This is a genomic window from Nodosilinea sp. FACHB-131, from assembly GCF_014695395.1.
Classification (GTDB): domain Bacteria; phylum Cyanobacteriota; class Cyanobacteriia; order Phormidesmidales; family Phormidesmidaceae; genus Nodosilinea.
The window spans coordinates 452,822-475,621 of record NZ_JACJOF010000027.1 but is presented as its reverse complement, the minus strand read 5'-3'; the positions used below and the strand labels follow the sequence as shown (position 1 = coordinate 475,621).

Sequence of the window (22,800 nt, the reverse complement as noted above, 5' to 3'; positions counted from 1 at the left end):
CTGGTTGCCAAGAACCATTCCTCAAGGTGCGATCGCCCTGGGAGAATCACGCCATGCTGTTTCTCACGCTGAGCTACCACGACCGGTTGTATCTAGCGACCGAACTCGGTGCGTTAGGACTGGTGCTATTGCTTTACTGGCTAACATTCCGCCTCAGGCACCACCAGCCTCTGCCCTAGCTGCGATCGCCTCACGCCTGATTCGCTTCAGTCATTGGGAGAACACCCCATGTATCGCAAAATTTTGGTCGCCCTAGACAACAGCCTTGCCAGCGACACCTTATTTACTCAAGCCCTTGAGCTAGCCCAAGCCACCGATGGCGCCCTCCTGCTGGTACACAGCCTGTCAAACCAGGAAGAAAGCAGCCCCTTGCCCCTGTCACCCCGGCTCGACAACATCTACTGGGCACCCGGTACCGAGCTCGATCTAGAGGCGTGGCGGCAAGCTTGGGTGCGCTACGAACACGAGAGCTTTGACCGCCTGCGCCACTACGCCGCGACAGCCAACACAGCGGGAGTCCCCACCGAGTTTCGGCAGCTGGTTGGCAACCCCGCAACCGTCATCTGCAAAGCCGCTCAAGAGTGGGGAGCTGACCTCATTCTCATCGGCAACCGAGGCCGCACAGGCCTGGCTGAGTTGGTCTTAGGCAGCGTTAGCAACCACGTCATGCACCGGGCTACCTGCTCTGTGCTGGTGATGAAGGCCAATGTCCTTAGCTCTAGCGAAACCCCTGTCACAGCCGAAGCTGCCTGATTCAAATTCCCTTTTAGGGACGAAAGGATTTTGCTCGGTGCAAGAACCACAGCCTAACTAGAAGGAATTGGTTTACCCTCCAGCACCACAAAGACCCTCTCTGTGGAAAAACTCCCCGAGAGGAACCGAGTTCTATGGGCATACAACTCTATGCACTTAGGAGAGATGACCTGTTTCCCTTTACAGAAAAAACTGAGTAAAACTCTCTTGTCAAAAAGCAGGAGTGGATCCAATTTAGCGAATAACTTATTTGTCAGCAGCAAGACAAAGCAGTCCCAAAAAAAGCAAAGATTACCTCGCGATGAACAAATAGGATCCTAATAAAACCGAAAAAGGATCCGATTCAGCGAGTAATCTGCCTGTTAACAGCAAGGGAAACAATTATCAAAAGAACAAATATTATTCCGCGATAAGCGAATGGGATCCCAAGAGAACCAAAGGCTGAAGAAAGACGTAACAAATTGTGATCATTTTCTTAAATCCCTCTGGGGAAAACAGTGCAAAAACCGTGGGAAATCTCCTCCTTTAAAGGGGATAACTTCTCTCTTTGAAATCACATTCATGCTGCCACTTCTAGGGTGTGGAAAACTCAAACTTTTCTTCACCCTTTTTCCCCAATAGAGTTAATAGTGCAACCTATACTCATTCAACAGTTCAGCGGTTATCCCCAGTTTTCACAGGCTCTACTTCTACTACTACTCTTTAAATTTTCTTATTCCGGAAGGCAGAGCTTGTTTAACAGGGTCAGCGCTGATAGGGCAAAAAAAGGGTGATAGGATGAGCACCGAATTGAAAAGTAGCTTCTTTCAAAAACGTTAGAAAGCTCTTGAATAAGGGATCCACCTCTTCGAGATCCTATAAGAAGAGCAGTTTTATTCAGTAATCCATCACAAAAGAGAATTGCTCTACTCTCAGCGTTATAAAGGATCCCTCTGTGGAAGAACTCTTCAAGAGAACCGAGCCCTTTGGCCGTAAAACCATATGCGCCTGCGAGAGAGGGTCCATTTCCCTGCACAAATTAGGCTGAGTAAAATTATCCTTTTAAGAAACAAATGCGGATCCAATTCATTGGTAATTTATCTATTAACGGCAAGACAAGTAAGAAACAAATACGGATCCAATCTAGCGAATAATCTGTCTATTAACAGCAAGACAAAATAGTCATCAAACGAGCAAAAAAATTACTCCCAATGAACTAACGGGATCCCAAGAACACTGAAAAAGGATCCCATTCAAGGAACTAATTAAAACCATCTTAGTCGATAACAGATGTGGATCCGATTTGGCGATAATCCATCTGTTAACAGCAAGACGAAACAGTGATCAAACGGAAGAAAAATTAACCCTACAGCAGCCGAACAGGATCCTAAAAAGACCAAATCTTGAAAGAGGCATAACAAATTACGGTCTTTCCTCAAGTTCGATCGGGAAAAACGGCGAAGACTGTGGAAAAGCTTCTCCTTGAAAAGGGGATAACTTCTCTCTTTAAAGGAATCTTGCTGCTGCTTCCACAGGTGTGGAAACTCTAGGCTTTTCCCCAATAGAGTTAACAGTGCAGCCCCAGACCCATTCAACAGTTCAGCGGTTATCCCCAGTTTTCACAGGCTCTACTTCCACTACTGTCCTTTAGATTTTTCTTTTCCAAAGGCAGGGCTTGTTTAACAGGGTCAGCGCTGATGGGGCAAAAAAAGGGTGAGTAGGATGAGCACCCAGTTGAGAAGTAACTTCCTTCGAAACCGCTATAAAGCTTCTGAAGTGGGGGATCCAACTCCTCAAGATCCTATAAGAAGAGTAGTTCTACCCAGCAATCCATAACAAAGGTGAGATACTGCTAGTACGGAATTAGCCAATTCTCACAGATAGATAGGCTGTGCTGGCGTTCCCAATCAGTTGCGTTTCTTTTTCTCCGTTGCCATGAAGTTTATCTGCCCCCAGAACGAGCTGAGTGCCCAACTGTCTTCAGTTAGCCGTGCTGTATCGTCGCGTCCCAACCGGCCAGTGCTGGCCAATATATTGGTCAAGGCCGATATTGAGAACCAATCAGTGACCTTGGTGGGCTTTGACGAAGTGCTGGGCATTGAAAGTCGCTTTAGCGCCCAGGTAGAGGAACCCGGCACGCTGACGCTGCCCTCTAAGCTCTGGGGTGACATCGTTTCTCGCCTAGCCAACGAAGACATCACTCTGGAGTCTGAGGGTGACAGCACCACTGTGACGCTTACGTCTTCCTCTGGTCGCTACGAGGTGCGGGGCTTGAGCGCGGAGGATTACCCTGCGCTGCCCACGGTAGAAGAGGGTGAAGCGATTTCGCTCTCTGCTGATGCGCTGCTCAGTGGCCTGCGCGGCTCGCTCTTTGCCACCAGCGGCGACGAAACCAAGCAGGTGCTCACTGGCGTGCACTTGCTCTCTGAAACGGATGCCCTGGAGTTTGCCGCCACTGATGGCCACCGCCTATCCGTGGTGCAAACCACCGATGAGTCGGTCACAGATACCCCCTTTATGGATGTCACCGTGCCTGCCAAGGCGCTGCGGGAGCTAGAGCGCATGATTCAGGGTTATACCTCTAATGAGCCGGTGGCCTTGCGGCTCGATGAAACTCAGGTGTTGTTTGATCTGGGCCGCCAGCGCCTCACCACTCGCCTGCTCGAAGGGCAGTATCCCAACTACCGGCAGCTGCTGCCGAAGCAATTTGCCCGCCAGGTGACGGTCGATCGCAGACTGTTGATGGCCAGCCTAGAGCGCATTGCTGTGCTGGCTAGCCAGAAAAACGACATTATTAAAATTACCCTCAACCCCGGCGATCAGAGCATTGCCCTCTCAGTGGAAGCTCAGGAGGTAGGCAGCGGGCATGAAGAACTGCCTGCCCAGGTGAGCGGTGATGAGCTCGATATTGCCTTTAACGTGCGCTATCTGCTGGATGGGCTAAAAGCGTTTGACACTACCGAGGTGCAAATGCAGTGCAATGCGGCAACTAGCCCGGCAGTATTCGTGCCCCTGGGAGAAACTAAGATTACCTACCTAGTCATGCCTGTGCAGATTCGGGGATAGGTTGTCGCGACGGGGCTTTTAGACGATTGGCAACCTCTTTGGTTGAACCGTCTAATGGCTGCTCGTCTTTGCTGCAAGGTGTTCGCTTACTCTAGACTTAAGCGTACACAAGCACCTTGCCGGCATATGAGCTATCGCGACATTATTACGATCGAGCCCGATAAGCGCGGCGGCAGACCCTGCATTCGCCGTATGCGAATTACGGTTTACGATGTGCTGGGTTGGTTAGCCGCTGGCATGTCGATGGCTGAAATCATCGATGATTTCCCAGAGCTGACGGAAGTCGATATTAGGGCCTGTTTGGAGTTTGCGGCTGACCGTGATCATCGTTTAGTTGCTTCAGTGAGTGCTGCTTGAAACTGCTGTTTGACCAAGACCTAAGTCGAAAGCTGGTTGATCGATTGGCTGATATTTTTCCGGAAGCTAGCCACGTGCAGCTTAAGGGTCTTGCCGAGAGGACAGATACCGAAATTTGGAACTTTGCTAAATTTAATGATTTCTGTATCGTGACCAAGGATGCTGATTTTCCAGAGAGAAGCCGGCTGTATGGGGCTCCGCCTAAGGTGGTGTGGTTGCGATGTGGTAATGCGCCAACTAGCCAAGTTGAAGCGTTACTGCGCTCTGGAGAGCGAGCAATTCAATCACTTTTATGCGAGACCGCATTGCACTGCTTAGAATTACATTAATTTTTTAGTCTTATCAGGCATGATGGGCAGCTGCTGAAGTCAGCTAACGCTTGAGTTAAGAGGCGCGCTCGCAGAGACCATTCAAAACGAATTGGCCTTTGATATCAAAATTTGAGGTGGCGCAAAGGAGTTGGGCCACCTACTTGGCAGCAGTGCTCATCGGGTAATTCGTTGAAGGAACCGGATGCCGTCGAGGATCTCGACCACCCGTGCCTCGGCAAGAGTGCCGATATAGGGGCCGAGTTGGGTTTTTTGCAGCGATGTGAGTTTTCCCGCCTCGACAAAGCTTCGTTTCGGTAGGCCGGCCTCGCCAGCCTCGAGGGCCACGTTGCCGGGAAGGCTTATGCGCTTGTGGTTGGTAGTGAGGGCGCAGGCGACGACGGTGGGGAGGTGGCTGTGGTTGAATAGGTCGTCCTGCAGGATGACATAGGGGTGAGGGATGGCGGAATCAAGCGTGACCCAATAGATATCGCCGCGGTTGATCAACATGGCTGTTCCTCTTTAAGTGAATTAGGCCCCTTGGGTGAATTCGGATAGCCACCACGCCTCAATCCCGACCCCAGGACAACCCTCTGGGGCAACCAATTCCGAAATGCAGGCGATTTAGGAAATGGCTTTACCGGGAGCAGCACAATCCATCTGTATCTGAGGCGTTTGTCCTCATTTGCGAGTTTGCTTATCAATCAGGTGATTGAGGTCGTGCTGCATTTTGTGGTGCACCTGCCAGTAGCAGGCATCGACGTAGGTGCGATCGCGCGCCGCCTCTGCCCCATAGCGCTCAAAATAGATCGGCGCGCCCACATAGGTAGCTATGGGGCGAGGCCAGGGAATGTTTGGCAATGGCCCAAACGCAACGCCCCAAGGCAGCCCCAGGTAAACAGGAAATACCTCCGGATCGATACCCAGCAGCCAGGGCATGCCCAGTTGGTGGAGGCGCTCTACGAGGGGATAGATGTCGGCCAGTACCAGCAGCGTTTCGTGGGCACCCCAGGAGACCACAGGCACGACGGGAATATGGCGCTGAATGGCAATTTTGACAAACCCCTTGCGATTGCCCAGCTGAATCTGATCGCGCTGGTAAAACGGACGAAAAACATCCTGTGCCCCGCCGGGATACACCAAAATGCTGGCACCGCGATCGAGGGCGGCCAGGGCTGTTTTCGGGTGAGCGGCGATCGCTCCAGCACGTTCGGCCAGACTAGCCACAGCTGGGCAGGCTTGCCACACCTTAGGATGCATCAGACCGTAGACAATGCGATCGGTGCCAAAGCGCCGCACCCAATCGTAGACCATCATAAACATGTCGGGTGCCCCTAACCCGCCATTGTGAGAGCCCACCAGCATGATCTGACCCTCAGGAATCTGCTCCCACCCTTGGGTCTGAACGTGAAAATAATGCTCGTATAGCCAAGCCCAAACCGGCTGAAAGGCTTCAATAAACTGAGGATCACGACGATCTAATGACCAGCCTGGTTTCTGCATCGCCTTAAGGCCGTAATTCCTCATTTAATCGGTATTTCCTGACCGTATATAGGCGACTGCATTGTATTACTAAATGCTATCTAGAACTAGTACGGAGCCTCAATGGCTTCAAACATCATGTCATTGAAGTCAAATAACACAGTTTCATTTCTCAATCCATCTTTGCAAACTTGGGCTGCGTAAAGCTTGCCCGCAGCTGCCCAGACGAGCCGTTGGTTGTCCATCTCGGCCCACTCCCAGGTTGGGCAAGCTATGGTTGTGGCGGCATCAGGGCCAATCAATTCATGCTCATCCCAATAGCAGCCCTTGCCCACCGGAGCGCCAACTTCTGCATGGGCAATTTTGCGCAGCGTCCAGCCCTGACTGACGGGCTTCTCAAAAATGTCTTTGTCCTGCCACTGTCCAACCTTGATGCGCTCTACCCAGGTCCAACCGTCCCGCAGCAGGCGTGGGTAATACACGCTCAGGCATTCGCCACCGCAGCCGCCTTTGGGTTGATACTGGGTGTCCCGTTGCAGAGACGATGGGTTGAGCGAGCCGGAGTGGCCATAGCCGTCATTCAGCCAATATTTTGTCTTCCCAGTCCACAGACCCCCGCCGTGCCAGCAGTCACCCTTCGGGAAAAATGCGATCGCCTTCAAATAAGGCACTTGCGAAATTGCCGTCCATGCCCCCCGCGACTCCGACTGCCATTTACCGTTCATAGCAAAATAGATAAGATGTTTGCCGTCGAGTGAGATATCGCTGCGGCGTTCATAGATGCGGCCCTTGAGCCATTGGCCAAGGTGAAAGGTGTCGCGATCGCGATCCCAAAGCATAGTCGCTACGCGCTTCGACGGCCCCCTACGAATCACTAGGCCAACGGGAGCGTGGCTGGCTAGCAGAATATGAATACGAGGGGGAAACTGCGCCATAGTCCATTCAGCCATAGTTCCGTAGCCAAACCGCTCAAGCCTGAGCGATGTATCGCTTACTACTCACTGCTCTTAGAAAGTTCCCAGTAGCGGCAGTACCTTTTGCTTTAGCAACTCTATTAAAGTTGGATCCATATATCCGTATTTGTCCGGAATATCTAAGCAGATCACCCGTTTTTGCTTCAGCCAAGGCCGAAATTTCTTTGATAGCTGACTGCGGTGAGACGGCTCCATTACAAAGATCACGTCTGCCCACTGGATAGCTTCGCTGGTTAACGGCATCTCTGCCTCCCGATTCAACCCGGCTGAATCCACTTCTAACCCGTCATATTCTGCAAATACAGCTTCAGCGGTAGGGCTGCGCAATCGGTTACGACTGCAAACAAACAACAATTTCATAGACAGCGATCTACTTGAATCAAGGAATTGCCTTTCTAACAGTCTTTTGAAGGGTTCCCTCATGATGGCCACATTTCACCAACAAAAAACGCCCCAGAATTCTGGAGCGTTTCATACCTTCATTCGACCTGTTCACAGGATGGGCGAGGCGCTAACCTCGCCCAAATTCAGAACCTAGCCGTTGATTACAGGAGCTTGTAGTGCAACGGGGGTAGCCTCACCAGCCGAAGCTAGGTCGAGGGGGAAGTTGTGAGCATTGCGCTCGTGCATCACTTCCATACCCAGGTTCGCCCGGTTGATCACATCCGCCCAGGTGCCAATCACACGACCTTGTGAGTCAAGGATCGACTGGTTGAAGTTGAACCCGTTGAGGTTGAACGCCATGGTGCTGATGCCCATGGAGGTGAACCAGATGCCAATCACAGGCCATGCACCCAAGAAGAAGTGCAACGAACGGCTGTTGTTGAAGCTGGCGTATTGGAAGATCAACCGACCGAAGTAGCCGTGGGCTGCAACGATGTTGTAGGTCTCTTCTTCTTGACCAAACTTGTAGCCGTAGTTCTGAGACTCGGTCTCGGTGGTCTCACGCACCAGAGAACTGGTAACGAGTGAACCGTGCATGGCGGAGAACAGGGAGCCACCGAACACACCCGCGACACCCAGCATGTGGAAGGGGTGCATCAGAATGTTGTGCTCAGCCTGAAACACCAGCATGAAGTTGAAGGTACCGGAGATACCCAGAGGCATACCGTCGGAGAAGGAGCCTTGACCCAAGGGGTAGATCAAGAAGACGGCCACAGCCGCAGACAGCGGTGCAGAGTAAGCGACGCAGATCCAGGGACGCATACCGAGACGGTAGCTCAGTTCCCACTGGCGACCCATGTAGGCAAAGATGCCAATGAGGAAGTGGAAAATCACCAATTGGTAAGGACCACCGTTGTACAGCCACTCATCGAGGGAAGCAGCTTCCCAGATGGGGTAGAAGTGCAGGCCGATGGCGTTAGAAGAAGGCACAACCGCACCGGAGATGATGTTGTTGCCGTACATCAGAGAACCGGCAACCGGCTCACGGATGCCGTCAATATCTACCGCAGGAGCGGCGATAAAGGCGATCACAAAGCAGATGGTTGCGGAGAGCAGTGTAGGGATCATCAGCACGCCGAACCAGCCCACATACAGGCGGTTCTCGGTGCTGGTAACCCACTGACAAAACTGCTCCCAGGCTCCCGCACTATCGCGGGCGCGAAGAGAAGTAGTCATAGTAAGAGTCCAATGAATAACAACGAAAAATGGATGATAAATGCGCCACTAGAAATCCAAGCCCAGAAGTAAAAAATATTTTCGGAAAGCTAAAGCCCCGAGCTGAACTTGGCATAATGACTCACTCCTATGCAGTGTAAAGTTTCTCCTTTCTACAAAAAACGCTGAGAAAAGAAAGTTTATTTCGTTGCACAAAAGTAAATAACTTAGCCCGGTGGCCAATCTAAGCTACGTCCGCCAAGCAGGTGTAAGTGCAGATGGAAAACGGTTTGCCCACCGTCGTTGCCGGTGTTGATCACCACTCGATAGCCGTTTTCAGTTAGACCGGCCTGATCGGCTACCTGCTTAATGGTCAGCAATAGATGTCCCAACAGTTCTTTATCTTCAGAGGTTGCCTCCGACAAGTTTGGGATGGGCTTTTTGGGGATGACCAGAATGTGGGTGGGAGCTTGAGGCGTGATGTCAGTAAAGGCTAGGCAGAGATCATCCTCGTAGACAATATTGGCCGGAATCTCTTTGCGGATAATTTTGCCAAAGATAGTGTCGCCACTCATGGGAAAAGCTGGGCTAAAAGACGCCGCTATTGTCGCATGGGCCTGAGAGTGGTGGTGCGTTGCCTCAGTAAGGTCATAGGAAACGATGTGCCGAGAGTTAATTACAGGCTTTCTGCTCCAGCGGTTTGACGGTGGGGCTATGGAGAATCTTGCCGTCGCAGCTAAAGCGGGAGCCGTGGCAGGGGCAATCCCAGCTTTTCTCGGCCTGATTCCAGGCGACGATGCAGCCCAGGTGGGGGCACACAGCGGAAACGGTGTGCAGCTGACCGTTGTCGTCGCGGTAGGCGGCAACTTTCGCCCCTTTGTGGGTGACAAGTTTGCCTTCTCCAGGGTTGACGCTATCGGTGGAATCAAACAGGCCCTTGAAGCGATCGCCCACCCAGTGCGACCCGACATCCAAATTTTGCTGAATCGAGGTTTTGGTGACCAAGGGCGTCGGGCGGGTGGCGTCGTAAAGGTCTGTCCAAGGGTGCCTATGCCCCAAAATGCTGTCTGTCAGCACCATGCCCGCGATTACCGACTTGGTCATGCCCCAGAGGCTAAACCCGGTGGCGACGTAGGTGTGCTGGTGGGTCAAGGTGAGCTTGCCGATGTAGGGCAGCTTGTCAAAGGATTTATAGTCTTGGCTGGACCAGCGATAGGCGGGTTCAACCTTAAACTGGTGGCGCAGAAAGTCTTCCAAACGCTGGTAGTGTTCGTCGGTGGCATCATCTTGGCCAACTTTGTGACCCTCACCGCCAACTAGCAGCAGCAGCCCGCCGCCGTCGGTACGGGCAGTGCGAATGGAGCGGTAGCCTTCGCCCACGCCAATATACATGCCTTGAGGTGCCCGGCTAGCGTCGATGTGCCCACTAACTAGATAAGACCGCTGTGGATAGCTCTTGGCAAAGAAAAGCCCAATATCCAGAATGGACGGGTTGGTGGTAACCACCACATCTTGAGCAGTGACCGTAGGCCCGTTTTGGGTAATGACGCGGCCAGGGCCGTCATCTTTAACCGTGTCTACTCGGGTTTGCTCAAAGACATGGCTGCCGTTGCCGGGCAGGGTGGCTGCGATCGCCAGCATGAACTTGCGCGGGTGAAACTGCGCCTGATCGGGCAGCATGATGGCTCCGGTGACCGACAGTGGCAGGTCTACGCTCTCGACAAACTTGACCGGTAGCCCAATGGCCGAGGCGGCTTCGACTTCGTCTTTGATCTGTTCGAGCCCGGCTTGATCGGTAGCGAAGGTGTAGTTAGCTTTGCGTTCAAAGTCGCAGTCAACGTTTTCGGCGGCGACTAACTCGGCTAGGCGGGCGATCGCGGCCTGGTTCGACTCTCCGTAGAGCCGGGCTTTCTCGGTACCGTGCTGGGCAATTAGATCCGCGTAGATCAGCTGTTGTAGGGCAGACACTTTGGCGGTGGTGTGGCCCGAAGTGCCTTGCCCAATGCGATCGGCTTCAATCAGCGCCACGGTCTTTCCAGCCTGCTTGAGCAGCTTGGCAGTGATCACTCCCGCCAGCCCAGCGCCCACAATGGCCACATCTACCGTCACATCCTGACTCAGAGCCGGGTAGGTAGAAGGCAATGTCGAATCAATCCAGTAAGAAATATGCCTTCCGGTACGAGTCATAGCAGAAAACCAGATTGGGGAGATTACTGATCCTCTTAAACTTCGCTGTTACCTCCCTCACTCCTAGGGCGAGGATCGGTCTGCGCCTTCGAATAGATGACTTCGTCCTTTGGCCAAGGTGATTAGGAACGTGTGGTGAATAAGCAGCTCATCGCTAAAACGCCTGCCGCAGCTGCCCTAGCAGCACCCGCAACTGCTCCATATTGTCCGCATCTAGATGGTCAAAGCGCGCTCTAAGGTGAGCAATATGGGCTGGAAACACGTCCTCAAACACCCGGTTTCCCTCGGGCGTCAGCTGCACAATGACGCTGCGCCGATTGTCTGCCGGGGTCGATCGCTGCACTAGCTGCTTCTGCACTAGGCGATCGACCACCCCGGTCAGAGTGCCCTTAGTAATCAGCGTTTTTTCGCCAATGTCGCCCATGGTCATGCCCTGGGTGTTACCCAGGGTAGCAATGACATCAAACTGAGCGGGGGTCAGATCAAACTGCCGCACATGGGCGTCAGAGTAGGCCGAAAACGCCTGATAGGCCCGTGCCAGCTCTCGCATTACCGCAATAAAGGGCTCCTGGGCAGCTTGAGCAGGGGAAGCAGAGGCCATCGGCACAACCCATACAGTTCTAGTTAGGTTGATTCTAACCCCGAGCTTCCTCTAGGCTGCGGTCTGGGCCAAAGTAGTGGGGCACAAAGTTACCGTGCAGGCCATAGGGCACGTGGTGAGGTAGCTTGAGCCGGGCCACAGGACCAGCGGTAATATCGCGCCCTTCTAAAATCACCAAATCAGAGCAGCGGCGCTCGGCGTTGTACATCAGCACCAGCACCCAACCGTCATCCTCCCCTTGGCCCTGCGGGCGGGGCACAAACAGGGGCTCGCCCATAAACCCGCGTGGGGCAGCGCTCCAGAGCTGGGTTTCACCCGTGTGGGTGTCGAGCTTGAGCAGGGCTTGCAGCGGGGCATTGCCCTTAGACCCATGGGCTGTTCCTATAAATAGATGTCGGTAGGGCTGACCCAGGGCGTCGGGGTGTAGGGTGGGGAACTCCACACAGCGGGAGAGCAGCGTGTCGACCTGGGTGGTGCCTGCCGCTACGTTTACTGTAAAGCGCCAGAGCTGCCCAGCCGGAACGTGGTCAAAGTCAACCTCAAGGTAGTCGCTGCCGTCTAGAGACGGGAAATTTTCGTAGCAAACGGAGTCGATAATCACCTGGCCGTCTTGTTCAAAGGCATTAGCATGGTGAAACACAAAGCAGGGATCGGTCTCTATCACCTGCATAGGGTCGCCGTTGCGAGGCACCAGCAGAATTTTGGTGGGCTGCTTGGGATTGAAGTTAATGCATTCTGCCGCCCCTTTGAACCCCAGCAAGAAGGGCAGGGGTCCAAAGCTCACCGGGTTTTGGAAGAAGATGGCGTAGCTAGGGGTAAGGGCAAAGTCATGGATGAAAGCGAAGCCAGGAATGCTGTGGCTGTGCTGGCTGAGAGCATTGCCCTGGGCGTCGAGTTCGTAGAGAGTAATGGTGCTGGAAAGGCCGGTCTTAACCGAGAAACCCACCAGCCGCTGGTCGCCATGGTGGCCAGGGTCAAGCTTAGGATGGGCCGTGAAGGAACCACCGGGAGCAATCAAGCCGTTCAGGTAGTCCAGCCCCAAGGTGTCGAGGGTAGAAGGATCCAACCGATGGGGTTCGGCAGCTTCCCACAGGGCCAGCAGCTTGTCGGCCCAGTAGACAATGTTGGTGTTGGCGATGTTTTTCAGCTTGAGGTCAAAGGCATTTGCCAAGGGGCCACCGGGCTTCTGGGTGCCAAAGACGCCTCTGTAGAGCGGTTTTTTTGCCTGCTGCTCAGCTACGTAGCCCTCCGTGCGCACAAAGCGGTTGCGAAAGTAGGCCCGTCCGCCCTGAATGGCAATGCTGCTGATCATGCCGTCGCCGTCGAAGGGGTGCTTGACAGGGTGGCCGTGGGTATCAAGCAGGCCAGGACCGTTACGAAACAGAGTGCCCTCTAGATCGGCAGGGATGGTGCCCTCAATATCGTCGATCCAGTAGCTGTACTCATGGGGTTGGGAGCGGTAGCCGCTGCCCCAGTCTTCGACGGAGAAGGTGGCGGCGGTGGGACGGGGTTGGGTCGCAGTCATGGTGGGGTAGTTGAGGAGTAAGGGAGATAGGGGAGATCAGGAGGCCAGGGAGATGGGGAGAAAACTGTGGGGTGCATCCACGAAGCGATGCAACAGTTTCTATCCGTCACTCTCGCTCGCCTACGGTTACTGGGTGCTCAGTGACATGGGTTGAGAATAAACTGGTTGAACCCAGGGGCGTATCTGCCGGGGGAAGGCTTTCTGTATGGTCTTCGCCGCGATCGCCAACTCCTTGGGATGAGGTATTGGGCAGCAAAAACAGCAGAGGTAGGGGCAGCAGCGTGGTGAGATTGGTGATCAGCACCAGTTTCCAAAGGTTGTCGAAGTTGGTCTCTGTGACGCTGAGCCAGTGGGTTAGCACTGCTCCCAACTCGTGGGAGAGCAGCCCGGCTAGGTTGACCACCGACATCAGCAGCGCAAACAGGGTGGCCTCTACGCCGGGGGGGCAGAGCCGCGCCGACAGCACCAGCACTGGCATGAAGGCAATTTCACCCATCACGGTGAGCACTAAACTATCGCCGAGGCTAAACCACTCGTCGCCAATGCCCAAGTTGCGGTTGGCGTGGGTGACCAGCAACAGCATGCTCATGCCGAGCACGCTGGAAAGCACCGTAGACCAGGCAAAAATGGTGCGAAAGGGCACCGTGCGCAAAAACCGCTGAAAGACCCAGATGCCCAGGAGGGCGGCCAGACTGGTGACCAACCGCACCCGGCCCAAAAACTCGGGTTGAAAGCCTAAATCGTTGGTCGTGAAGAAAAAGAAGGCAGCATCGGCGGTGGGGGTAGCCTGCCACAGGAATAAGAATAGAGCGGGCATCCAGATCGCCCGCTGGCGGACGGCTTGCCAAAGCTGTTTGACCTGGTTGCCTACCACCGCCCAGCTAGGCGAATCGACCGGGTCTTCGATGATGAGCACCGCGACTAGCGACACAATCAGCGGAAAAGTGGCGGTGATGCCAAATACGGTGCGGGTGCTGATGTGCTGGAGCAGCGCTCCCCCCAGATAGGCTGTCAGTAAGCCCCCTACCGCCGAGGTGCCCCAAGCGAGGGATTGCAGCGTGCCAGCGTTGCCAAGGGATTCACCCCGGGCCCGCTCTACCACGAGAGAATCCACAATTACATCGCTAACGGCAACGGAGAGGGAGCTGAGGGTGATGGCTGCGATCGCAGCCCATCCCGTCTGCACCACCGTAGCTAGCGCTAGCCACGCTCCCGCACCCAACAGCCCAGAAAGGATCAGGTAGGGCCGCCGTCGGTAGCCGAAGATCGGCAATCCATCCGACAGCAGGCCAAATACGGGCTTGATCGTCCAGGGCAGGGTGGCGATACCGCTGAGAGCAGCTACCTCGGCAGGGGTGAGGCCCAGGTCGTCTTTGAGAAAAAAGCTCACCGCTAGCCGCGCTAGGCCCAAGATGCCCTGTACGAAGTACACCAGCAAAATGGCGGCCAGTTCTGAGGTTAGGGGCTGGCCAAGCAGAAGGCGCTGCTCCACAAAACCCTTGATGCCGCTAGAAGTGGGGGAGGAAGCCGTCATGAATAAATCAGTCTTGCTAAATAAACGTGCTGAAATTTGTTAAGAAATGTCAATGGTTTTTCCCATGATAACCCGCTGGTTGCGGGTGGGTAGGGCGGTGACCGTTCTCAGCGGGTCTAGCGAGGGGGCAAAAACCCGGTACAGCCGCCACCTGAACTGAGGCGTGAAGTACCTTGTCGCAACCTTCTGCATGAACCTTTTGGTTGAGAGATAAACGGCACAGCTGAGACAGCAGAGAAACCTTGTCGAGTGATTTTTGAGAAAATTGCCGAGCATAGGTTGTGAGGTCTGACCTAGCCCACGCTGTCGATAGGTTCGTAGCGTCTAGCGTCACACAGCTATTTCGGGCTGCTGAAGGAGCTGATTTTTCGCCATATTTAGGGATTTAGAGCCAAAATTTGCCTTTGACTGCCGCTGGCCCTCAACCATTGACTCCCCTGGCGAATGCTGCAATAGTTGAGCGTAATTCTCGGGTACGCACCAAATCTGGGTCAATCAACGGGTTCTGCGAGACAGCATCAGCCTGTTGTGCCTATGGACTTGGTATATTTGCCTAGCCTCCCGTTCTTTGCCTCCCCCGCCAAGCGATGCAGTATTCAGTCAAGCTTCTCGTTGCCGCACTGTTTGTCCTGAGCCCCGCCGCCCATCCCGAGCTGAGGAACTTTGCCCTAGCCCAAGTGGTCCAGAGCCCGGCTTTTTCGCTGCCCGAAACCGTACCCTCCGAAACTACCCTCTCGATTCAGAGTTCCCCAAACTTGGGCTTTGCAGCCGATGCCCTCAAGCAGGAGTTTGAGGCTGCCTACGACGGCACTGAAGTGGGCGTGGAGGTGACCAACAGCGATGGCGCGATCGCGGCGTTGATCGATGGCGACACTGACCTAGCGGCGATCGGGCGTCCCCTGACAGAGGAAGAGCAGGCACAAGACTTAAATACCGTTGCCCTAGAGCGGGCCAAAATAGCCATTGTCGTTGGTGCCGACAACCCCTTCAACGGCAATCTGACATTTGAGCAGTTTGCCGGCATGTTTCGCGGTGAAATTACCGACTGGGCTGAAGTCGGTGGAGAGCCTGGTCCAATTCGCTTTGTCGATCGGCCTGAAGACAGCGACACTCGCCGTTCGCTGAGCCAGTACGAGGTTTTTCGCGGCGCTTCGTTTGAGGCTGGCCCTACTACCGACACAGTCGCTGAAGATGACACGGCAGCGGTGATTCAGGCGTTGAACGACGACGGCATTAGCTATGCGATCGCGCCCCATGTCACCGATCAGCCGGCGGTCAAAATCGTGCCCATGCACCAGACCCTACCCGACGACCCCCGCTATCCCTATTCGCAACCCCGCTACTTTGTCTATAAAGGTGAACCTAGCCCCGCAGTAGCTGCCTTTTTAGGCTACGCCACCTCCTCCACCGGGCAATCGGCCTTAGCTGCGGCTCAGGTTGCTGAGGTGGGAGAGGTGGCGGCAGGGGTGACCGCCCCAGGCTCCCCCGCTGCCGAAGAAACCCCAGCGGCGGCTCCTGCCCCTGGTGAGACAGACCCCGCTGCTACCGCGGCTCCGGCCGATCCGGCCCCGGTAGCCGACAACAACGCTGGCTTTCCCTGGTGGTGGCTGCTGCTGCCTTTGGCGGCTCTGGGTGGGTTGGCCTGGGCGATCGGTCGCAGCAGACGCGGTTTGACGCCTGGCGATAGCACCCCTGTCGTCGCTCCTCCCGCCACCGAACATCCTTTGCCAACGCCAGTTGATCCTACTGTTGCGCCTCCCCCAGTTGAACCAGTTGTGGTGTCGCCCGTGGCAGTAGATGAATCTATTCCAGTAGATGAGCCTATAGCCGCCGCTGTGCCAGAAGCGCCCGCGCCAGTTGCAGTAGATGAACTTGGTCCAGTAGATGAACTTATTCCAGTAGATGGGCCTATAGCCGCTGCTGTGCCAGAAGCGCCCGCGCCAGTCGTCGATCTTCCCGAACCTGCTCCAGTCGTGCCACCCGCACCTGAACCTGAAATTGTCGCTGTCGATGAAGTACCCTCGGCCCCTGAACCGGCAATAGTTCCCCCAGAGCCTGATTCGATCGTGTCCGCTGCTGTTCCCATGACGCTGGGAATCGCAGGCTTGGCTGCGGCGGCCGCTGTGCCAGAAGCGCCTGCGCCGGTTGTCGATCTTCCCGAACCTGATCCGGTCGCGCCACCTGAACCTGAAATTGTCACTGTAGATGAGGTGCCCCCGGCCCCCGAACCGGCCATAGTTCCCCCAGAGCCTGAACCGATCGCTGTGGATGAAGTGCCCTCTGTCCCCGAACTGGCAGTAACCCCGGATCCTGAACCGGCCATGCCCGCTGCTGTTCCCATGTCGCTCGGGCTTGCAGGCTTGGCGGCTGGGGCCGCAGCATCGTTGGCCAGTACCGAAGATCAGTCTGCCGTTGAGGCTAGTAAATATAACGTAATTGGTCGACCGGCTGAAGGCGATTTGGATCTGTCTACTATTGATGACGGCCTGCCGCCCCTGCCCGACGGCTATGGCGAAAGCCGCATCGTGCTCATGCCCCGTGACCCCCAATGGGCCTACGCTTACTGGGATACGCCCAACGTTCACAAAGAAGAGCTGCGCCGTCAGGGGGGAGAACATCTAGCCCTACGGTTATATGACGTCACCGGCATCAATCTGGATAGTCAAGCTCCCCACAGCCTGCAACAGGTGGGCTGTGACGAGCTGGCCCGCGAGTGGTATATGCAGATTCCGGTGAGCGATCGCGACTACCAGGTCGAGATTGGCTACCTGACGGGCGATGGCCACTGGCTGGTGCTGGCCCGCTCTAACACCATTCGCGTGCCCCCCGTTTACCCCTCCGACTGGACAGAAGAACATTTCCTCACCGTCATTTGGGACGAAAACCTGCGCGGCAAGACCATCATGACCCTGGTCGACCCTCGCGTTAAGAGAGCCGATACCGGCGGTCTGCACGAACAGCTCTATGCCTTGGCCCAGGGCGGTGAAACTCTGCGCGTTGACGGCTCTCTGTTTGGCTCAATGCAGCATGTGGCTGGGTCTGTAGCACCCTCCATCAGCTCCTTCGTGTTCCCGTCGGGAGCGGGTCTGGGCGCGGCGGCAATGGGTCCCGGTCCGACCATGTCCGGAGTGTCGGGCTTTACCTTCTCTGGCTTCCCTGGACCAACGGCAGAATTTCCTGGCCTGACAATGTCGGGCCTTGGTAGTCTTTCCATGTCTGGGATTGCTGGTCTGACCATGTCCGGGGCAGGCTTTTCGGCTTCTGCACCACCCATTCGGCCACGCAAGTTTTGGCTAGTGGCCGATGCTGAACTGATTGTCTACGGCGCTACGGAACCCGATGCCACCGTAACCATCGCCGGTAACCCCATTCAGCTCAGTGAAGACGGCACCTTCCGCTTCCAGGTTTCCTTCCAAGACGGCACCCTTGACTACCCAATCATGGCGGTGGCGGCAGACGGGGAACAGAACCGCAATATTCACATGACCTTTGAGCGCCAAACCCTCGATCGCAACACCAATACAAAAGACGAAGCCCAAGATGAATGGCCTAGCGTGTAAAGCTGATCGATAGTTTCTCACCGATGAATGGCCTAGCGTGTGAAGCTGATCGATAGTTTTTCACCCAAAGTCAGGGAGAAACCCCATGACTCAGATGTCGTTGCTGGCCATTCTCCGCGAACTAGAGTGCGAACTTCATCAGCCGCAGTGCCGAGCTGATCGAGAGCGCCTTGAGCAACTGCTTGCTATTGATTTTAGGGAGTTTGGTCGATCAGGAGCGTCCTACACGCGCAATGACATACTGGCCAGATTGCCCCTAGAGACGGAAGCACCACAGATCCATGCTCAAGACTTTGCTGTGCATGAGCTTGCAGACTCAATTGTCTTACTCACCTATCGGTCAGCCCATAGGAGTTTGTCAGGAGAGTTGTTTCGTCATACGAACCGCTCATCAATTTGGCGTCTCGGTTCAACAGGCTGGCAAATGGTGTTTCATCAGGGTACGCCCACAGACTCTTTTGACCAATCGGTAACTTGACCATTCTCAGTAGATCGCAAGGTCTCTGCTAGCCCTCTCCCCCAGCCCCTCTCCTAGGGGGGAGAGGGGAGCCGGAAGTCGCTCAAAGTCCCTCTCCAACGTGGGATGGGAGAGGTATTTTGAGTGTAGTTACTACAGCTTTGTAGATTGGGTTGAACGCAGTGAAAACCCAACTCCGTTGAGGAGCTTTTGGGTTTCGCCGAGCCTCAACACCAACCTACAAATTAAGCTGACCGCGCTGCTACGAGCGAGAACCTGGACTTGGATCTAGTGGTGCTATGCAATCAGCAGCGTTTTGGTCAAAATTGCCATCCACTGGTTGGGTTTTTCGGTAGGCATGGGCTCGCTCCAGTCGTTGGGGTCGGCATAGCCGAGGGCGTGGAGGATCTTGATGGTGCGGTCTATGGCGGCCAGACTGCCGTAGAGCAGGTGGCGCACTTTTTCGGGGTTGAGGGGCTGTCTCCCTTTGGTGTTTGCACCAGATGGCGGCAGCGGTAGGGAAGGGGCCTCTTGGTTGTCTGGGTTGTCGTTAGCATCGGGCTCTTGATAGTCAAACATCGGTTCTGTTTCCTTGTATTGGGTACGGAAGAAACAGAACGCGAAAACCCTAGCCACCCGCAGCGCAAGTGCAAACTGAAGGGGCTAGGGTACCATGAGCCTAGCCTCGCAATCTGCGGCGTAGATTTGCGGGGTTAGCTGTCGGTTGGTGGTGCAAACACCTTCCGGCAGCGCCAAGATTTTCGAGTTCTGTGCTGAACACCGCTCTGCTCGAACGGCTTAACGTAAGAGAGTACTGTTACAAAAGCTCCCCGTCAACCGTATTAAAGGTAGTTGTTGAAGGCAGGCTTAGCTATCCAATGGGCTTCTCACTCCCAGTCCACCTCGATTCAAAACATGGGTGTAAATCATGGTGGTTTTCACATCTTTGTGGCCCAACAGCTCTTGAATAGTGCGGATGTCATAACCGTTCTCTAATAGGTGAGTTGCAAAGCTGTGGCGGAACGTGTGGCAACCGACCCGCTTTTGGATTCCAGCTTGGCGTACAGCCTGCTTGACGGCTTTTTGCAAGCCGCTTTCATGCAAGTGAAAACGGACGATAGCTCCGCTACTGGGATCTCGACAACGGGTCGAAGCAGGAAATACAAATTGCCAAATCCATTGCCGATTCGCATTAGGATACTTGCGAGCTAGGGCAAACGGGAGGGTTACAGCTCCATAGCCCTGATCTAAATCTTGTCGATGGGTGCGCTGTACGTCTTCCAAATGGTCTTGGAGAGGGAAAATAAGACTTGTGGGCAACATCGTAATCCGACTCTCCTGCCCCTTGGCATCTCGCACCACAACTTGGTGTTGAGGAAAATCCATCCTTAATGCGCAACTGCATGGCTTCTCGTAGCCGTAGGCCGCTGCCGTAGAGCAGTTGAACGATTAACCTATGCACACCTGATATTTGCTCAATTACCGATCTAACCTCACCTGGAGTCAGTACAGTTGGTAGTTTGCGGGAGCGTTTAGCCCGAATAGCATCAATCCTGTCGTCTAAGGGCTGCTGCAAGACGTATTTGTATAAAAAGATAAGCGCACTGAGAACTTGGTTCTGGGTGGTTGCAGCAACACACTCTTTGACTGCCAAGTGGGTTAAAAAGGCTTCAATTTCTGGCACTCCCATCTCTTTGGGGTGGGGCTTGTCATGAATCAAAATGTAGTGACGAATCCACTGCACATAGGCTTGCTCTGTGCGGTAGGAGTAATGCTTCAGACGAATGGCATCGCAAACTTGGTCAAGCAGCTTTTTGGGACGAGATTCCGGTTGCATAGGGCCAAATACCAATTAGAGATGGTAAACAAACCTTAAACACTCAAGACAGCAAAATGAAGGACTGATTATACTGAAACTTTCTGCCTAATCACCTATATAGGAGAGTTATGCTGACGTATTTCCACCTACACATCCGTATAGGGCGTATAGGCCGATACCATTTCACCTAATCACCCATATAGGAAAGTTATGCAGAATGGATCTCTCTAATTAAGAGTTAGGCTGCTAGGCGACTGGTGGTGACAGAAGCCTAAGTTCTGTCTTTTGGAGTTCTATATCCTCAGAAAATTGTCGGTAAGGCGGGCAGGCTCCTCAGCTTATTGATGTAAAAAGCTATATTTCATATGATTGGATAAATTCTCATGTGCAGCTTGGAGTCGAGCATCCAACCCTATGAGTAATCTCTTAAAAAGCCCCTTTGTACAAGTTTTTCTGCCTCCTGCTGTTATTGGAACTTTACTAGGTTACTTTGGCAACCAGATACCTGAGCTTCCAGAACGATTCAAACCTTTAAGTATCATTGCGGTACTTCTTCTTACTCTTGCATCGGCTTGGATCGCATGGAAAGGGCAGCAAGAAAAAGTTGCTGAAGAGAAAAATGTTCAAGAGATTAGTACTCTTTTACACGTTGGAAGTGATTCACAGGCGACAGGTCTGATAAATAAAATCATTTCTGACGACGGAAAAAGCAATCGTGCTGCTAATGTCACTGTTAACAACAGTAGTGGACAAGTGCAATTCCAATCTAGTGATAATCAAACCTTTCAAAACAAAATCTATTCACTTAGCGATGATGAAGCAATTAAAGCAACACTACGATCGCTTCTAACGTGGGGAAGCTTACAACCCCCAAGAAGAGTCTTTCCTATTGGGTGGTTGATTGGTGTATTCCTTAGCTATTCAGCTATAGGTTACTCTTTATGTCATTTTCAGCAAACAGTAAGTCCAGAAAGCTTTGGTAGATTACTGCCATTTTTAAATGGTTTTCTACCTAGTGATATAGCTGTAATTTTAGCTCTGCTCATCACGGGAGCAGGAACTTTAGCTGGTGCTTTGGCTGGAAGTAGAAGCATAATTATGCTAATCGGTTTCCTATTTGCTGCGGCTTGGGGTTCAAGTATTCTTTACCTAGGTCCTGCAGTTGGAGTTATTTTTCTAGTCATAGCAATATCTTTAGCCTGGTCTCGAATTGGTGCAGAAGTAGTTCTTGGTGCTGGAGCTTTGGCTACTTCTGTGGTTACTGCTGGTTGTCTCGCTGGGGCTGTATGGTTAACTCGAATTTTAGAGTTAGAGCAGAATTCATCCTCTTTGGAATATTTGTCCTCTCCTAATTCTGTCCCTCAATGGTGTATGGCATTCTCATTCGGCGTATCTACATTCGGTATCATTGCTTTGATAAGAGTAGGTGATAAGATGGGGAACTCCCTAAGCCGATTTGGAAAAAAGTGGTTGAACTTCTCAATTACCTATCCACTTCTTCTCTCCGCTTGCGGCTTAGGCATCATTTTAGGTTGTCAGGTGTTTGCGAAATAACGGAGCAGTCTAACAACTCGGTTGGAGCCGACTGTCGAAAATTCACTGGTGGAGTTGCAAAGGTTGTTTACAGCCGCTTAACCGCACCGTTAGATGCTCATAGCTAGTTCAATTTTATAAATAAAGGACAAATAATGGGATTTACTGTTACAAGAGATAAAATGCTTGAGATTGGCGAGCAAGCTAGATTAAGAACTGATAAGTATCTGACCGTTATAAGCGATATTGTAAAAGCCCCAGGTGGAGATAAGAAGTTAGAAGCAAAATATCGGGGAACAGGTTGTTACGTATTGTTTGATGGTTTTCCATTTGTACTAACTGCTAAACATGTTATCGATTCTAACAATGTAGAATACTGTGTTCACGGTAGAGAGTCGGGCGCAAAACCATTCCCTTTTAGAAGCGGTTGGGTCTCTGCACAAGACGTAGATGCTGATGTCGCAGTATATGGATGTTTCCAACAAGCATTAGATGATTCAGGTATTGTTCCTCTGTCATATTCTGAGCTAATGGTACCATCATTTAATTTCAAAGATGCTTTTTACTATTGCAATGGATTTCCCGGCGCTAACATGCTTCATTTGCCATTCCTTGGCGAATCAACTTTTAATGGGAATCCTTTCATCGGAAAGGAAACCACTTTACCAAGTGGTTATAATGAAGATATACATTTTGCAGTTGAGTATCCCTGTAAAACACCCCCCAATGGAATGAGTGGGTCACCAATTTGGAATCTTCGAATACATTGCATGAATAAAATAGAGGTATGGTGTCCTGATGTTGTGAGTTTTGCCGGCGTAGTACATAGATGGCATCAAGATACTCAAAAACTGATCGTAACAAAAGTAGAGTTTATACGTGACTTTGTTCCAAATGGCATTCTATTCCTTAAAGAAAAGTATGGATGGAAAAACGGAAATGAATAAAAACATCTAACATCTTTCTGCACCTGATCGGTGCTCTGCTGCCGCTTCGCACCGACAGGTGAGAAATGCGTTACGACAGCTACCGAAGCAGTGCACTTGCCACGTTTTTATGTATGCAT

At 53.0% G+C, this 22,800-nt stretch carries 19 protein-coding genes and 3 pseudogenes; 10 read left to right on the top strand and 12 right to left on the bottom strand.

The features are described from left to right. Window positions 1-53: 53 nt before the first annotated feature. The 5 genes from H6F75_RS28555 (at window position 54) to H6F75_RS18460 (ending at window position 4,484) form a co-directional block, all read left to right on the top strand. Entirely contained in the window at window positions 54-179 is a 126-nt protein-coding gene (locus H6F75_RS28555; protein WP_277874274.1) for a hypothetical protein, read from the top strand. A 49-nt stretch (window positions 180-228) separates the two neighbouring features. Then, window positions 229-753, top strand: a complete 525-nt coding sequence (locus H6F75_RS18475; RefSeq protein WP_190753900.1) for a universal stress protein — start codon at window positions 229-231, stop codon at window positions 751-753. A gap of 1,914 nt (window positions 754-2,667) precedes the next feature. Then, window positions 2,668-3,798, top strand: coding sequence for a DNA polymerase III subunit beta (gene dnaN / locus H6F75_RS18470; RefSeq protein ID WP_190753899.1), 1,131 nt, complete (start codon window positions 2,668-2,670; stop codon window positions 3,796-3,798). Between the two features lie 126 nt (window positions 3,799-3,924). Beyond that, on the top strand, window positions 3,925-4,155 hold the full coding sequence (locus H6F75_RS18465; RefSeq protein WP_190753898.1) for a DUF433 domain-containing protein: 231 nt from the start codon (window positions 3,925-3,927) through the stop codon (window positions 4,153-4,155). Continuing rightward, window positions 4,152-4,484 (top strand): DUF5615 family PIN-like protein, encoded by a 333-nt coding sequence (locus tag H6F75_RS18460; RefSeq protein WP_190753897.1) that lies wholly within the window; start codon window positions 4,152-4,154, stop codon window positions 4,482-4,484. The genes H6F75_RS18465 and H6F75_RS18460 overlap by 4 nt, the downstream gene beginning before the upstream one ends. A gap of 156 nt (window positions 4,485-4,640) precedes the next feature. Here H6F75_RS18460 and H6F75_RS18455 read toward each other — a convergent pair whose 3' ends face one another. The 10 genes from H6F75_RS18455 to H6F75_RS18410 form a co-directional block, all read right to left on the bottom strand. Continuing rightward, the gene (locus H6F75_RS18455) at window positions 4,641-4,973 is read right to left on the bottom strand and encodes a type II toxin-antitoxin system PemK/MazF family toxin (RefSeq protein ID WP_190753896.1); all 333 of its coding nucleotides are present in this window, start codon (window positions 4,971-4,973) and stop codon (window positions 4,641-4,643) included. A gap of 171 nt (window positions 4,974-5,144) precedes the next feature. Beyond that, window positions 5,145-5,966, bottom strand: a complete 822-nt coding sequence (locus H6F75_RS18450) for a lysophospholipid acyltransferase family protein (RefSeq protein WP_206754691.1) — start codon at window positions 5,964-5,966, stop codon at window positions 5,145-5,147. An 86-nt stretch (window positions 5,967-6,052) separates the two neighbouring features. Then, window positions 6,053-6,895 carry a hypothetical protein gene (locus tag H6F75_RS18445; protein ID WP_199304000.1) on the bottom strand — a complete coding sequence of 281 codons (843 nt, stop codon included), beginning with the start codon at window positions 6,893-6,895 and terminating at the stop codon, window positions 6,053-6,055. Window positions 6,896-6,952: 57 nt separating this feature from the next. Further along, entirely contained in the window at window positions 6,953-7,279 is a 327-nt protein-coding gene (locus H6F75_RS18440; RefSeq protein ID WP_190753894.1) for a low molecular weight protein tyrosine phosphatase family protein, read from the bottom strand. Between the two features lie 174 nt (window positions 7,280-7,453). Then, a complete protein-coding gene (psbA, locus tag H6F75_RS18435) occupies window positions 7,454-8,539 on the bottom strand; it encodes a photosystem II q(b) protein (RefSeq protein ID WP_190753893.1) in 1,086 nt (361 codons plus the stop codon). A gap of 206 nt (window positions 8,540-8,745) precedes the next feature. Continuing rightward, window positions 8,746-9,093: a histidine triad nucleotide-binding protein gene (locus tag H6F75_RS18430; protein WP_190753892.1), complete on the bottom strand. Its 348-nt coding sequence runs from the start codon at window positions 9,091-9,093 to the stop codon at window positions 8,746-8,748. A 97-nt stretch (window positions 9,094-9,190) separates the two neighbouring features. Further along, window positions 9,191-10,705, bottom strand: coding sequence for an FAD-dependent oxidoreductase (locus tag H6F75_RS18425; RefSeq protein ID WP_190753891.1), 1,515 nt, complete (start codon window positions 10,703-10,705; stop codon window positions 9,191-9,193). Between the two features lie 154 nt (window positions 10,706-10,859). Continuing rightward, window positions 10,860-11,306 carry a MarR family transcriptional regulator gene (locus tag H6F75_RS18420; RefSeq protein WP_190753890.1) on the bottom strand — a complete coding sequence of 149 codons (447 nt, stop codon included), beginning with the start codon at window positions 11,304-11,306 and terminating at the stop codon, window positions 10,860-10,862. Window positions 11,307-11,340: 34 nt separating this feature from the next. Next, entirely contained in the window at window positions 11,341-12,831 is a 1,491-nt protein-coding gene (locus tag H6F75_RS18415) for a carotenoid oxygenase family protein (protein ID WP_190753889.1), read from the bottom strand. A 106-nt stretch (window positions 12,832-12,937) separates the two neighbouring features. After that, a complete protein-coding gene (locus tag H6F75_RS18410) occupies window positions 12,938-14,365 on the bottom strand; it encodes a folate/biopterin family MFS transporter (RefSeq protein WP_190753888.1) in 1,428 nt (475 codons plus the stop codon). Window positions 14,366-14,952: 587 nt separating this feature from the next. Between H6F75_RS18410 and H6F75_RS28225 the strand changes: the two are divergent. The 3 genes and pseudogenes from H6F75_RS28225 to H6F75_RS18400 all read left to right on the top strand — a co-directional run. Further along, window positions 14,953-15,759 (top strand): annotated as a pseudogene (locus H6F75_RS28225) (substrate-binding domain-containing protein); the annotation flags it as partial. A gap of 1,002 nt (window positions 15,760-16,761) precedes the next feature. Then, window positions 16,762-17,925, top strand: a pseudogene (locus tag H6F75_RS28220) (DUF4912 domain-containing protein); the annotation flags it as partial. Window positions 17,926-18,010: 85 nt separating this feature from the next. Continuing rightward, window positions 18,011-18,403, top strand: coding sequence for a DUF4440 domain-containing protein (locus tag H6F75_RS18400; RefSeq protein WP_190753886.1), 393 nt, complete (start codon window positions 18,011-18,013; stop codon window positions 18,401-18,403). Between the two features lie 276 nt (window positions 18,404-18,679). Here the strand turns inward: H6F75_RS18400 and H6F75_RS18395 are convergent, their stop codons facing one another. Beyond that, window positions 18,680-18,961, bottom strand: coding sequence for a hypothetical protein (locus H6F75_RS18395; RefSeq protein WP_190754210.1), 282 nt, complete (start codon window positions 18,959-18,961; stop codon window positions 18,680-18,682). Between the two features lie 288 nt (window positions 18,962-19,249). Next, window positions 19,250-20,219: pseudogene (locus H6F75_RS28865) on the bottom strand (integron integrase). 396 nt (window positions 20,220-20,615) lie between these two features. Here H6F75_RS28865 and H6F75_RS18385 point away from each other — a divergent pair. After that, entirely contained in the window at window positions 20,616-21,755 is a 1,140-nt protein-coding gene (locus H6F75_RS18385; RefSeq protein ID WP_190753885.1) for a hypothetical protein, read from the top strand. 134 nt (window positions 21,756-21,889) lie between these two features. Further along, window positions 21,890-22,681 carry a serine protease gene (locus H6F75_RS18380; RefSeq protein WP_190753884.1) on the top strand — a complete coding sequence of 264 codons (792 nt, stop codon included), beginning with the start codon at window positions 21,890-21,892 and terminating at the stop codon, window positions 22,679-22,681. The last annotated feature ends 119 nt before the right edge of the window (window positions 22,682-22,800 follow it).

Bases quoted from the DNA above. Each gene is read 5' to 3' on its own strand.
- H6F75_RS28555 (WP_277874274.1), top strand. From the start codon at position 54: ATGCTGTTTCTCACGCTGAGCTACCACGACCGGTTGTATCTAGCGACC.
- H6F75_RS18475 (WP_190753900.1), top strand. From the start codon at position 229: ATGTATCGCAAAATTTTGGTCGCCCTAGACAACAGCCTTGCCAGCGAC.
- dnaN (WP_190753899.1), top strand. From the start codon at position 2,668: ATGAAGTTTATCTGCCCCCAGAACGAGCTGAGTGCCCAACTGTCTTCA.
- H6F75_RS18465 (WP_190753898.1), top strand. From the start codon at position 3,925: ATGAGCTATCGCGACATTATTACGATCGAGCCCGATAAGCGCGGCGGC.
- H6F75_RS18455 (WP_190753896.1), bottom strand. From the start codon at position 4,973: ATGTTGATCAACCGCGGCGATATCTATTGGGTCACGCTTGATTCCGCC.
- H6F75_RS18450 (WP_206754691.1), bottom strand. From the start codon at position 5,966: ATGCAGAAACCAGGCTGGTCATTAGATCGTCGTGATCCTCAGTTTATT.
- H6F75_RS18445 (WP_199304000.1), bottom strand. From the start codon at position 6,895: ATGGCTGAATGGACTATGGCGCAGTTTCCCCCTCGTATTCATATTCTG.
- H6F75_RS18440 (WP_190753894.1), bottom strand. From the start codon at position 7,279: ATGAAATTGTTGTTTGTTTGCAGTCGTAACCGATTGCGCAGCCCTACC.
- psbA (WP_190753893.1), bottom strand. From the start codon at position 8,539: ATGACTACTTCTCTTCGCGCCCGCGATAGTGCGGGAGCCTGGGAGCAG.
- H6F75_RS18430 (WP_190753892.1), bottom strand. From the start codon at position 9,093: ATGAGTGGCGACACTATCTTTGGCAAAATTATCCGCAAAGAGATTCCG.
- H6F75_RS18425 (WP_190753891.1), bottom strand. From the start codon at position 10,705: ATGACTCGTACCGGAAGGCATATTTCTTACTGGATTGATTCGACATTG.
- H6F75_RS18420 (WP_190753890.1), bottom strand. From the start codon at position 11,306: ATGGCCTCTGCTTCCCCTGCTCAAGCTGCCCAGGAGCCCTTTATTGCG.
- H6F75_RS18415 (WP_190753889.1), bottom strand. From the start codon at position 12,831: ATGACTGCGACCCAACCCCGTCCCACCGCCGCCACCTTCTCCGTCGAA.
- H6F75_RS18410 (WP_190753888.1), bottom strand. From the start codon at position 14,365: ATGACGGCTTCCTCCCCCACTTCTAGCGGCATCAAGGGTTTTGTGGAG.
- H6F75_RS18400 (WP_190753886.1), top strand. From the start codon at position 18,011: ATGACTCAGATGTCGTTGCTGGCCATTCTCCGCGAACTAGAGTGCGAA.
- H6F75_RS18395 (WP_190754210.1), bottom strand. From the start codon at position 18,961: ATGTTTGACTATCAAGAGCCCGATGCTAACGACAACCCAGACAACCAA.
- H6F75_RS18385 (WP_190753885.1), top strand. From the start codon at position 20,616: ATGAGTAATCTCTTAAAAAGCCCCTTTGTACAAGTTTTTCTGCCTCCT.
- H6F75_RS18380 (WP_190753884.1), top strand. From the start codon at position 21,890: ATGGGATTTACTGTTACAAGAGATAAAATGCTTGAGATTGGCGAGCAA.